Origin of the sequence: Staphylococcus sp. GDX8P80P (genome assembly GCF_017893095.1) — a bacterium.
Taxonomy (GTDB): domain Bacteria; phylum Bacillota; class Bacilli; order Staphylococcales; family Staphylococcaceae; genus Staphylococcus; species Staphylococcus borealis.
Window position 1 is genome coordinate 1 of record NZ_JAESMI010000045.1, and the last position, 12,284, is coordinate 12,284.

Genomic DNA, 12,284 nt, shown 5'->3' on the forward strand with positions numbered 1-12,284 from the left:
CTGAGCTAATTCTCCATCATGTAAGCCTGGCAACGTCCTACTCTAGCGGAACGTAAATCCAACTACCATCGGCGCTAAGGAGCTTAACTTCTGTGTTCGGCATGGGAACAGGTGTGACCTCCTTGCCATTGTCACCAGACAATAACTTACTCAATTAATTATAATGTCAATTATTTTAATTTTCAATAGTTAATTTTACACTTTATTAAAGTTATCTTTACAAGTCTTTTACAAAATTAACTTTCGTTTTTGACGACTTTTATATCTTACAACATCCAAAAGGTAAAGTCAACAGTTTTTTAAAACTTTTTTAATTTAATAAGTTTATCATTTGTTGCTTCGACTTCTTTTGAACACTTTTACTATGTTAGCACATCACAAGTACAATGACCATACCTTTTTCAAACTATTTTATTATAATTTCTCCACTCTTTTTTACTTTTGTAACATCTTTTCTCAAATAATATGTAAGTCACTTTAAGTCATCTAATATTCAATGCCTATATACTTACCTATTCTAACTATTTAACTCATTTTCGTTTCATTCAGCATATATATAATAAAAAAATTGACTGGGACAAATTGAAATGTCTCAGTCAAATATATCATCTTGGCAGCAGCTGACTGATTTGAAAGTGGCTCAACTCAGACTTTTTTCAAGCCTAGTCATCCTTGTCGACGGGCACTGGATAAGAAAATATCATAAAAAAATGCTACAAACAAAACAAGATGGGAGCCGGACAACGAAATAAATTTTGGAAAATATTATTTCTGTCCTACTCCCATCTCAAATATTAAATACGATCTATTTCTGTCTCATGTAAGGGAATAATAATACGTCTCTAATAGATGGAGAGTCAGTTAATAACATAACTAAGCGATCAATTCCGATACCTAACCCACCTGTTGGAGGCATACCGTACTCTAATGCTTCAATGTAGTCTTCATCCATTTCATGTGCTTCATCATTTCCTTGCGCTTTTTCAACTAATTGCGCTTCAAAACGTTCACGTTGATCAATTGGATCATTTAATTCAGTAAATGCATTTGCGTGTTCTCTTCCTACGATGAATAATTCGAAACGATCCGTGAATCTAGGATCTTCTGGGTTTTTCTTCGCTAATGGAGAAATTTCAATTGGATGTCCATAAATAAATGTTGGTTGAATTAATGTTTCTTCAACTTTTTGTTCAAAAAATTCATTTAAAATATGGCCATACTTCATATTATCTGTAATTTCAATACCATGTTCTTTCGCTGCTGCGATAGCTTCTTCATCAGTTTTAATTTGATAGAAGTCTACACCTGTTGCTTCTTTTACAGCATCAACAATATGAAGACGTGTCCAAGCAGACTCTAAATCAATTTCTTCTCCGTTATATTGAACTTTTGCAGAACCAAGGACTTCTTGAGCAATATGTCTAACCATAGACTCTGTTAAGTCCATAATATCATGGTAATCAGCATAAGCTTCGTATAATTCAATCATAGTGAATTCTGGGTTATGACGTGTTGATACACCTTCATTACGGAATACTCGTCCTATTTCATAAACCTTCTCAAGTCCACCAACGATTAAACGTTTCAAGTGCAATTCGATTGCAATACGCATATATAGTGTTGCGTCTAATGCATTATGGTGTGTAACAAATGGACGTGCAGCTGCTCCACCTGCGATTTGATGCATCATTGGTGTTTCAACTTCTAAGAAACCTTGTTTATTTAAGTAGTTTCGCATTTCTTGAATGATTTTACTACGATTAATAAATGTTTGAGTACTATCTTGGTTAGTGATCAAATCTAAATAACGTTGACGGTAACGTTGTTCGATATCTTGTAAACCATGGAATTTATCAGGTAAAGGTCTTAGCGCTTTAGATAATAAAGTGAATGTTTTAGCTTTTACTGATAGCTCACCTGTATTCGTTTTGAACATGACACCTTCAATGCCAACGATATCACCTAAGTCTGCACCTTTCCATAAATTATCGAAATCTTCTTCGCCAATTTGGTCTTTACGCACATAAATTTGAATTTGGCCAGTTAAATCTTGAACATGTGCGAAACCAGCTTTACCTTTACCACGTTTAGTCATTAAACGACCTGCAATTGACACATGACTTTCGTCTTCTTTTTCATGTAACGCTTCTTTAGAGAACTCATCCCATTGTGCTTTTAATTCGCTAGCAGTAGCTGAACGTTCAAAACGTTTCCCAAAAGGATCAATTCCTAAATCAATTAATTCTTGTAGTTTTTGACGACGGACCTGCATTTGGTCATTCATTTCTTCTGACATAACTTTCTCTCCTTTAAACTTCTTTATTATGATAAATGTTCCATGGATCATTTTTAAAATGCTTATAAGAAATCTTATAGCCTATTTAGTGATATTTCTTTACGCTTTTTATGGAAATTCGTTACCTTTATCACTTTAAAATTATGATATTCTTTATATTCGCATTTCAAATGGTGCGCTTCGTGTTGAGAAATACTTGATAAAATATCTTCTCAGATTAGTCTACTATAGCAAAATTGCAATATAGCCTAAGGATATTATACTTATCCAAAGCTTAGTACTTAACCTTTATATTTCTTAACGGTATCATCTGGTTTAACTAAATCAGAGATACGTGCATTTGAACGAGGTTCAATTTGAGTAGATGCAATATCATTCAATGGTATTAATACAAAAGCACGTTCACCCATACGCGGATGAGGCACTTCAAGGTCATCTTCTTCTATTACTTTATCTCCATATAATAAAATATCGACATCTAATGTTCTTGGACCCCAACGTATGTCTCTAACGCGATGCAGTCGCTGTTCAGTTTCCAAGCAATGTTTAAGTAGTACTTTGGGCTGTAATTCTGTTTCAATTTCTAAACACAAATTTAAAAAATTGGGTTGCTCTGTATAGCCTACTGGTGCAGTCTCATATATTGGAGAAATCTGAGTTACAGTAACACCGTCTATACTATCAATGATTTTAATAGCTTCTTGTAATTGCTGTTCCCTATCACCAATATTGCTTCCTAAGCCTAAATACGCTTGTACCATTTAACGATTCTCCCTCACTATTTCTATACCTACACCGTCATAATGACCTGGGATAGGTGGATTTTCTTTAGTGATTCTGACTTTCGTTTCCATTACACGATTATAGTGTGAATTTATACGTTTTGCAATACGTTCAGCTAGATGTTCGATTAAATTACATGGTGGACCTTCAACGATTTCTTTCACATCTTCAAACACTTCACCATAATGTACAGTATCAACCACTTTATCAGATTGACCCGCTTCAGCTAAGTCTACTTTCAAAGTAACATCTACTACAAAGATTTGACCTATCTCATTTTCAGCAGGTAATGCGCCGTGATAGGCGTAAAATCTCATACCATTAAGAAAGATTGTGTCGTTCATCGTCATTCTCCTTTAAGAAATCCATACTTTGGCCTAATCGAGCGTTTAATTGAACATTATGTACACGCACGGCTTTGACGCCTTTCATTATACCATAAGCTGTTGTTGCAGCTGTGGCCTCATCACGTTCTAGTGCCTTCGTTTCGGTACCAATCATTTCTTTGATGAAACGTTTACGACTCGTTGCCAATAAAACAGGATACTCTGTTGCAACAAGTTCATCTAAACGTGCCATTACTTCGTTTTCTTCTTCACGCGTTTTCGCAAATCCAATCCCTGGATCTAGCCATATTTTGTGATTAGGGATACCTGCCATTTCAGCTTTGTTCGCTTGCGTAATAAGTGATAACAACATCTCTTCGACAACAGGTTGATCACGATGTCCATCACCATTGTGCATTAATACAATTTCAGCATCATAAGCAGCTACAACATCAAGTATTTTAGGGTCGTATAAGCCTGCCCATTGGTCATTAATCATTGTAGCCCCTAATTTTAAACATGCTTCTGCTACTTCACTGCGATATGTATCAATCGAAAGTTGAACATTTAATTTTATAAGTTCTTCCACTACAGGAACGACACGTTCAATCTCTTCTTCTGTTGAAATTTCTGTAAAACCTGGTCGTGTAGATATACCTCCAACGTCTATAATATCCACGCCCTCTTCTACCATCTCTTTTGCACGTGCAACTGCTTTATCTACCGAATTGTACTTACCACCATCAGAGAATGAATCCGGTGTTACATTTAATATGCCCATAATTTTTGTTTTAGTCATTCTTGTCACGTCACCCTTCGTCCTTTTGAAAATGATTTGTAGCACAATAACTACGTTGACTTAATATTCACATACTAATGATACACTCATTTACCAAACATTTCAGTGTTTATAATCGACATCCAAGCATCTATAGCTTTCATTGAATTTAATTGGGGTATTTTTTAGAAAAAAGAACGGGAGTAGGACAGAATTCATTTAAATTCGTTGCCCCACCCCCCGTAAGGATGACTATAACTGAGAGAAGCCTAACTTAAGCACATCTTAGTTATATCAGCTACTGCGAATTTGCAAAGTAGCATCATTATATTATTTATATCTCAAACTGCTAAAAATCTTAATTATTGATTAATCATCAAATGAATATAAAGGTGTAGATAAGTAACGTTCACCATTACTTGGTAATACTGTTACAACTGTTTTACCTTTACCTAATTCTTTTGCTTTTTGGATTGCAGCATGGATCGCAGCACCTGAAGAAATACCTGCTAAGATACCTTCTTCTTTTGCAACACGACGTGATGTTTCCATAGCTGTATCGTTATCAACTTTGATAATACTATCGTAAATATTTGTATCTAAAGTATCTGGTACAAATCCTGCACCTAAACCTTGTAATTTGTGTGGTCCGGGTTCACCACCACTTAATACTGGTGATGCTTCAGGTTCGATAGCAACGATTTCAACGTTAGGGTATTTTTCTTTTAAGACTTTACCTACACCAGATAAAGTACCACCTGTACCTACACCTGCTAAGAAAGCATCAATTTGTTTACCTTCAAATTGCTCAACTAATTCTGGGCCAGTCGTTAAAGCATGGATTTCAGGGTTAGCTGGGTTTTCGAATTGTTGTGGTTCGAAGTAACCATGTTCTTCTTTTAATTCTTTTGCTTTTTTGATAGCGCCTTTCATAGCTTCTGAACCTGGTGTTAAGACTAATTTTGCACCATAAGCTTTTAATAAGTTACGACGTTCAGAACTCATTGTTTCAGGCATTGTAAATACTGCTTTATAACCTTTAGCTGCACATACGAAAGCTAAACCGATACCAGTGTTACCACTTGTTGGTTCTACGATTGTATCACCTGGTTTAATTTTGCCTTCTTTTTCAGCTTTTTCAATCATAGCTAATGCGATACGGTCTTTTACTGAACCACCTGGATTTTGGTATTCTAATTTTACGTATACATCTGCTGCATCTTCATCTACAACGTTTCTTAATTTTACTACCGGTGTATTGCCAATAATTTGAGTAATGTTATCTACTGGTTTTTGTGCCATTGAAAAAACGCTCCTTTTACTTTCATATTTAAAACTTAGTTTTTTTATCGGATATAATTATATTCTATCAGAATTTTCTAAAAAGACAAAGATAATTCTCTCATTTTTAGACTTAAAGTTACATTTTACTTCCACATTCATTTATCTTCCCTGTAAAAAAGGCAATAAACACGTGATAGTTTATCGCCTTGAATTCTCTTTTCAGTTATACAATTATGCCTGCATTGAAGCTAATAATTCTTCTAGTTCTGCTTCTGAATAACTGTATTTGTTACCACAGAAGTGACAAACTGCTTCAGCACCATGATCTTCTTTAATCATATCTTGAACTTCAGCTTCACCTAAACCTTTAATCGCATTTAGAAACTTCTCATGGCTGCAATTACATTCAAACTGTGCAGGCATAGTTTCTAAAATTTGAACATTATCTTCTCCAAGTATCTCATTTAAAATACCTTCTGGCGTCAAGCCTTGTTCAATTAATTTAGATACAGGTTGCATATTACTAATAGCATTTTCTAATTTAGTAACTGTTTCATCTTGCGCGCCAGGCATCACTTGAATAATGAATCCTCCAGCGGCTTTAATAGAATTGTCTGGATTTACTAACACGCCTAATCCTACTGAAGAAGGTGTTTGTTCACTTGTCGCAAAATAGTATGTGAAATCTTCTCCCAATTCACCTGATACAATTGGGCTTGCACCAGAGAAATAATCTTTCATACCAACGTCTTTGACTACTTGAATTGAACCGTCTGTGCCTACCGCTCTTCTTACATCTAATTTACCTTGTTCATTTAAAGGGAAATGTGTTTGTGGTTTATCAACGTAAGCACGTACATTTCCTTCAGCATCTGCATCTGCAATGATTCTGCCGATAGGACCTTTACCATCAACTGTTACAGTTAATTTTTGCTCGCCTTTCAACATTGAACCCATTAATAAAGTTGCAGTCATTGTTCTGCCCATTGCAGCTGATGCTGTTGGCCAAGTATAGTGACGTGTTTGCGCCTCTTGTACTGATTCAGTTGTGAGTGCAGCATATGCACGTATTTCTCCATCAAACGCTAATGATTTAACGATATAATCATGTGTCATCTTTGTATACTCCTTTAATACATCTATTTTTATATTGCTATTATTTATACTTGAATCATTCATTTACTTCTAATATTTTCTTTTAAGGATATTTATTCTACACTTGTTCAATAAGAATATGAAGTAACTTGCTTTCAACATTATTATTGTTATTTTAACTATCCTTTCATATTAAAAAAATCTCCTTCGACTAAGGCGTATTGCCCTACTCAAAGGAGATAACAACCCAGCTAAACCTTATCGATTGTTAGGGTTGTTTGGATCATTCGGATTATATGGTTTGTCAATATTAGGAGATTGCTCATAACCTGTTTCGTCTTCATCACTTGAATGGCCACGATGTTGATCCGTATCTCCGTTTGAACCGTCACGTAGTTGATCATGTCCAGCATGATTATCTCTACCATCTCTTTGACGATGTCTACGTTCACGATTAATATCGTTATCCTCTTTACGATCTTCTCGCATATCTTCTTTTCCTTCTTCTAGTTGTTCTTCGCGAATATCATCGTAAGATTTACCATATTTACCTTCGCTAAAGTCAGAATCTTCATCTTTAACAACGCGCGCAGCATCGTAATCTACTTCTGGTAATACACCATCATAGAATAATGAACGGATTTGTTCTGCTACTAATGTTTCTTCTGTTAACAATGTTTTAGCGATAAGTTTAAGTTCTTTTTCATGTTCTAATAAGATTTGTTTACAACGTTCATATTGTTCTTTAATAATACGTTGAACTTCTTTATCAATTTCATAAGCGATTTGACCAGAATAATTAGGTTCACCTTGCATATCTTTACCTAAGAAGACTTGTCCACCACCGCTAGATGAGAATTGTAATGGTCCAAGTTTTTCACTCATACCATATTCAGTAACCATAGAACGTGCAATTTGCGTTGCTCTTTCAAAGTCATTTGATGCACCCGTTGATACTTCATGGAAGTTAATATCTTCTGATACACGACCACCTAATAAACCGCAAATTTTATCTAGTAATTCAGGTTCTGTCATTAAGAAGCGATCTTGTTTTGGTAACATCATTGCATAACCACCAGCTTGTCCACGAGGAACAATGGTTACTTTATGCACAACTTCCGCTTCATCAAGCACCATACCAATGACCGTATGACCTGCCTCATGATGAGCTACAATATTACGTTCTTTGTCAGAAATAACACGTGATTTTTTAGCTGGTCCAGCGATAACTCGGTCTGTAGCTTCTTCGATATCACGCATATCAATTTTATTTTTACCTTCACGCGCAGCAATTAAAGACGCTTCATTTAATAAGTTCTCTAAATCTGCACCTGAGAAACCAGGCGTTCTTTGTGAAATGGCTTTTAAGTCAACTGTTTCATCAAGTGGTTTATTTTTAGCATGTACGTGAAGTATAGCTTCACGACCTTTAACATCTGGACGACCAACTTGAATTTGTCTATCAAAACGACCAGGACGTAATAACGCTGGGTCTAAGATATCAGGACGGTTAGTTGCAGCAATCATGATAATACCTTCATTTTCACCGAAACCATCCATTTCAACTAGTAATTGGTTAAGTGTTTGTTCACGTTCATCATGACCGCCACCAACACCTGCACCACGTTGACGTCCAACTGCATCTATTTCATCGATAAAGATGATACATGGCGCATTCTTTTTAGCATTTTCGAATAGGTCACGTACACGGCTTGCACCGACACCCACAAACATCTCAACGAAGTCTGAACCACTGATTGAGAAGAATGGTGCACCAGCTTCACCAGCTACGGCACGCGCTAATAATGTTTTACCTGTACCAGGAGGGCCGACAAGTAATACACCTTTAGGTATTCTTGAACCCATTTGTTTAAATTTCTTATTATCTTTTAAGAAATCTACAATTTCAATTAACTCTTGCTTTTCTTCATCTGCACCAGCAACATCTGAGAATCGTACACGACGTTTTTGGTTATCGTACATTTTAGCTTTAGATTTACCAAAGTTCATCATACGACCGCCACCGCCGCCACCTTGTGCTTGGCTAAGGAAGAAAATAAATAAGAAAGCAATAATCAATACAGGAATTAATGTCGTCAACATACTTACGAAGACGCTTTGTTTCTCTTCTTCTTTAACTTTAAAATCTAGTCCTTTTTGGCTTTTGGCTTCATCTGTAATTTTTTGTAAGTCTTTTTCGTTATTGTATAAAATTGTTGAAGCATAATCTTCATCATTTTTTGTTTTACCACTTACCAAGTACACATTTTGTTCAGGTTGGATTTCTAAGGTCTTCAAGTCACCCTTATCCAATTTCTCTACAAACTGTGAATAGGAAAGTTGTTTCGGAGTATTACCGTTCCCATTTATGTAAGAAAATACGCCGAATATAATAACGCCAATAATTGCGATAACAAGCACATTGCGAAAAGCTTTTTGCATGCGTCATTTCCTCCTATTTCTATAATAAAGCTAACAAAAATTGTAACACAATACTTCTCTTAAAGGCTAGCATTTCAACTTTTGTAATACTTTTCAAAATCCTTGTGTTATCAAACTTTTTAAAACTTAAATTCCCTAAAAATGATTTGTTTTTTAAGTCAAGTTTAAGCATATAAAATGAGTCTACACTAATTCTACACTTAAGTATAGTTATTATATCTTAAACACGATTTAATTATATTAACAACTAAATAAATGTCGCTTACTTGTTATAAATTTCTGGTTTTAATGTGCCGATATACGGTAAATTTCTATAATGTTCAGCGTAATCTAAACCATACCCTACAACAAATTCATCAGGAATTTTCTTGCCGACATATTTCGCTTCAATATCAGCTTTACGTCGATTTGGTTTATCTAATAAAGTAACAATTTCAAGTGAGTTAACTTTACGAGATTGTAATAATTCAGTAATGGATTTCAATGTCGTACCTGTTTCTAAAATATCTTCAATAATGAGGACATCTTTATTTTCAATAGATGAACCTAAATCTTTTAATATTTGGACTTCCCCTGTTGATTCAGTCCCACCATGGTAGCTTGAAACATCCATAAAATCAATTGCTAAATGTGTATCAATACGTTTAATTAAGTCGGCCATAAACATAACAGAACCTTTTAAAATACCAACGCAGACAAGTGGTTTATCTTTGTAATCCCTAGTTAACTGTTCACCTAAATCTTTACAAATATCTTGAATATCTTCTTCAGTTAATAAAATTTCCTTTAAATCATCTTTCATTAATCATTCATCTCCAATTTTTTTGATTTCGATATGTTGATTATATGCTTGAGCAATATATAAATTACCTACAGCAATAATTTGATGGTGTTGATTTTCAATTACTGGCATTTGCATGCGCGCATCATTTGGAATTTTATAATCTATAAACAAACGCCCTACTTTTTTATGGCCTTGTTGTCCATTCAGTTCGACTTTATCTCCATTGCGACGTGTTCGTATCAATAACGGTAATTGGTCATGGGGTATCGTTGGATGAATAACGATATGATAGGATCCGAAACGATATGTATTTGCCTGATTCACAATTTGATTATCTAATAATGACGGCTCATTTTTAGCCAATATAATAAATTTATCATATGCCATTTGAATTATCCATTTTTCAGTAAGGGATATCTCAAATTGTGCAATTTCACTATCAATTTGAGCAAACCATTCATGGTATTGTTTCTCTGAAAATGACTTGTCCAATTGAAGATGTTTGAATAGTTGATCTAATAACACCATTTTAGTAATGTCATCTAGTTGATTAAATGCATGTCGTGCACACTGAATCTGTGTTGCATTATTATTGATCGAGATATCATGTTCAATAAAAGCATCGGCTTTTTTTCGACTTTCACGTAATTGGATGTCGTGCCAACGTTTTAGCTTTAGTAAATGCGTGCTATCAAGATCTGAATTTTGATTAATCGCTGGTAATAACCGATTACGAATATCATTTCTAACATATTTATTATCTCTATTTGAACTATCCTCGTAGTAGGGCACTTGATATTTATGCTGATAGTCGCGTATGTCATCTTTTGAAACTTCCAGTAATGGGCGACTTATTGTATAGTGACGACGTTTCGATTGAACGTCTATTCCTAAAGTGCTTCGCGTAGAACGCCCTGTAAACAGTCGATAAAAAATGGTTTCAAGTTGATCATCTAAATGATGTGCTGTAAGCAATACGTCTGCCTTTAATTGTTTCATCATTTCATCAAACCACTCATAACGCAGATAACGCGCGTCAGCTTGTATACTCTTACCCTGTGCTACGATATCGGTTAAATTCAATCGTTTCACATAACAAGGGATGGCGTGTTGTTTACAAAACGCTTTTATAAATGCTTCTTCCTTATGCGATGCCTCTCGTAAGCCGTGATTAACATGTAGACAAGTCAATTGTTTATATGTATGTGATAATTGTGTAAGTAAATGATGCAACAGTGACATACTATCTATACCTGTCGAAACTGCAATCACAATATGATCTGTATTGTTCCATAGCGACGTATTAACTTTCAACATTCAGACCTCCTCAATCCCTAGAACATTATGTATTACAGTGCTGTAATGCACTCATCAAAAAAAGAGTGGAACTAAAATTCATTGTTGAATTTTAAGTTCCACCCCGCAAAAATAACACATCTTATATATAAATAAAGGGCCATTCGACAGGACAACAACCATGTATGTTCGTAGTGAATGTCACCTATAATGATGTCATCCTTGCTATTATCTATAATCATATAAATAATATATTTAAATTAGCGTCTTGAACCTTTACCGCCACGTCTTGATTCTGTTTGTCGTTTAATAGATGTTAATTTATCTTCACTATCTTTCAAGAAATTGCTTAATTTCTTTTCGAAATCTTCACCTTTTTGTTGTGGTGGTCTATTGTGATTTGATTTATGTTGTGGTCTACGAGGACGATCTTTGGCTTTTTTAATTGAAAGGCTAATTTTACCGTCATCTGCAATAGATAAGACTTTAACTTCAACTTCGTCTCCAACTGATAGGTGATCTTCAACATTTTCAACATAGTTATCAGCCACTTCACTGATATGAACTAAGCCACTTTTTCCTTCAGGTAATTCTACGAATGCACCAAATTTTTTGATACCAGTAACTTTACCTTTTAGCTTGTTTCCTACTTCGATTGACATATTCTAAATAAATCCTCCCGATTTTGATTCGATTTTAACCTTATTATATTCCTGTTTTAATATTTTCACAATGCTATAAAACCAGATAATTCATTCTTCTTTAAGAAAAACGATTATCTTTTATATTATCAGTTGTCATTTGAGGATTTTGATTTAGAATCATCATCGTTATTAGGCAATTTAAAAATAACTTCACCTTTATTACTCAAGTAATAATCATCTCTCGCTACCTTCTCAATGTAGTCTTTATTATTTAAATTACTGAGCTCTTCTTTTAATGCGATTTCCTCATCTTGTTTTTTTTGAAATTGTTCCTCTTTATGCTTTCGCTCAACTGCAGCTTTATCATTGCTTTGTTTTTGGACGACAAGCATGATGGATAGAATAATAATGATCGCTAATAGTATCCCACCGAATACGGTCACTCGTCGTCTAACAACTCGCATTTTTTTCTGTTGTCGTTGTTTCTTTCGATTTTTTTCGGAGGTATACTGGTTTCCTATATTTTCTACCTTTTTACTCATTGCTTGTCACCTCC

Annotated in this window: 11 protein-coding genes and 1 rRNA gene; all 12 read right to left on the minus strand. The window is 34.7% G+C overall.

All coding sequences use genetic code 11. The annotated features are described in order from the left end of the window. Positions 1-24: 24 nt before the first annotated feature. The 12 genes from rrf to divIC all read right to left on the minus strand — a co-directional run bounded on the left by rrf (position 25) and on the right by divIC (position 12,270). Positions 25-139: ribosomal RNA gene (rrf, locus tag KA858_RS05195) — 5S ribosomal RNA — on the minus strand. 666 nt (positions 140-805) lie between these two features. After that, positions 806-2,296: a lysine--tRNA ligase gene (lysS, locus tag KA858_RS05200; RefSeq protein ID WP_070854586.1), complete on the minus strand. Its 1,491-nt coding sequence runs from the start codon at positions 2,294-2,296 to the stop codon at positions 806-808. 281 nt (positions 2,297-2,577) lie between these two features. Next, entirely contained in the window at positions 2,578-3,057 is a 480-nt protein-coding gene (folK, locus tag KA858_RS05205) for a 2-amino-4-hydroxy-6-hydroxymethyldihydropteridine diphosphokinase (RefSeq protein WP_070854585.1), read from the minus strand. Then, positions 3,058-3,423, minus strand: a complete 366-nt coding sequence (gene folB / locus KA858_RS05210; protein WP_053031347.1) for a dihydroneopterin aldolase — start codon at positions 3,421-3,423, stop codon at positions 3,058-3,060. Continuing rightward, on the minus strand, positions 3,401-4,204 hold the full coding sequence (gene folP, locus KA858_RS05215) for a dihydropteroate synthase (protein WP_210125312.1): 804 nt from the start codon (positions 4,202-4,204) through the stop codon (positions 3,401-3,403). Before folP ends, folB begins: the two co-directional genes overlap by 23 nt. A gap of 348 nt (positions 4,205-4,552) precedes the next feature. Then, positions 4,553-5,485 carry a cysteine synthase A gene (gene cysK, locus KA858_RS05220; RefSeq protein WP_053031342.1) on the minus strand — a complete coding sequence of 311 codons (933 nt, stop codon included), beginning with the start codon at positions 5,483-5,485 and terminating at the stop codon, positions 4,553-4,555. A 213-nt stretch (positions 5,486-5,698) separates the two neighbouring features. After that, the gene (hslO, locus tag KA858_RS05225) at positions 5,699-6,583 is read right to left on the minus strand and encodes an Hsp33 family molecular chaperone HslO (protein WP_210125311.1); all 885 of its coding nucleotides are present in this window, start codon (positions 6,581-6,583) and stop codon (positions 5,699-5,701) included. Positions 6,584-6,820: 237 nt separating this feature from the next. Continuing rightward, on the minus strand, positions 6,821-9,004 hold the full coding sequence (gene ftsH, locus KA858_RS05230; protein ID WP_053031338.1) for an ATP-dependent zinc metalloprotease FtsH: 2,184 nt from the start codon (positions 9,002-9,004) through the stop codon (positions 6,821-6,823). A gap of 262 nt (positions 9,005-9,266) precedes the next feature. Further along, positions 9,267-9,806 (minus strand): hypoxanthine phosphoribosyltransferase, encoded by a 540-nt coding sequence (gene hpt / locus KA858_RS05235; protein WP_053031336.1) that lies wholly within the window; start codon positions 9,804-9,806, stop codon positions 9,267-9,269. Between the two features lie 3 nt (positions 9,807-9,809). After that, on the minus strand, positions 9,810-11,102 hold the full coding sequence (gene tilS / locus KA858_RS05240) for a tRNA lysidine(34) synthetase TilS (protein WP_481906418.1): 1,293 nt from the start codon (positions 11,100-11,102) through the stop codon (positions 9,810-9,812). Between the two features lie 242 nt (positions 11,103-11,344). After that, positions 11,345-11,746: a S1 domain-containing RNA-binding protein gene (locus KA858_RS05245; protein WP_053017953.1), complete on the minus strand. Its 402-nt coding sequence runs from the start codon at positions 11,744-11,746 to the stop codon at positions 11,345-11,347. 128 nt (positions 11,747-11,874) lie between these two features. After that, positions 11,875-12,270, minus strand: coding sequence for a cell division protein DivIC (divIC, locus tag KA858_RS05250; protein WP_053031330.1), 396 nt, complete (start codon positions 12,268-12,270; stop codon positions 11,875-11,877). Positions 12,271-12,284: the final 14 nt, after the last annotated feature.

Bases quoted from the DNA above. Each gene is read 5' to 3' on its own strand.
- lysS (WP_070854586.1), bottom strand. From the start codon at position 2,296: ATGTCAGAAGAAATGAATGACCAAATGCAGGTCCGTCGTCAAAAACTA.
- folK (WP_070854585.1), bottom strand. From the start codon at position 3,057: ATGGTACAAGCGTATTTAGGCTTAGGAAGCAATATTGGTGATAGGGAA.
- folB (WP_053031347.1), bottom strand. From the start codon at position 3,423: ATGAACGACACAATCTTTCTTAATGGTATGAGATTTTACGCCTATCAC.
- folP (WP_210125312.1), bottom strand. From the start codon at position 4,204: ATGACTAAAACAAAAATTATGGGCATATTAAATGTAACACCGGATTCA.
- cysK (WP_053031342.1), bottom strand. From the start codon at position 5,485: ATGGCACAAAAACCAGTAGATAACATTACTCAAATTATTGGCAATACA.
- hslO (WP_210125311.1), bottom strand. From the start codon at position 6,583: ATGACACATGATTATATCGTTAAATCATTAGCGTTTGATGGAGAAATA.
- ftsH (WP_053031338.1), bottom strand. From the start codon at position 9,004: ATGCAAAAAGCTTTTCGCAATGTGCTTGTTATCGCAATTATTGGCGTT.
- hpt (WP_053031336.1), bottom strand. From the start codon at position 9,806: ATGAAAGATGATTTAAAGGAAATTTTATTAACTGAAGAAGATATTCAA.
- KA858_RS05245 (WP_053017953.1), bottom strand. From the start codon at position 11,746: ATGTCAATCGAAGTAGGAAACAAGCTAAAAGGTAAAGTTACTGGTATC.
- divIC (WP_053031330.1), bottom strand. From the start codon at position 12,270: ATGAGTAAAAAGGTAGAAAATATAGGAAACCAGTATACCTCCGAAAAA.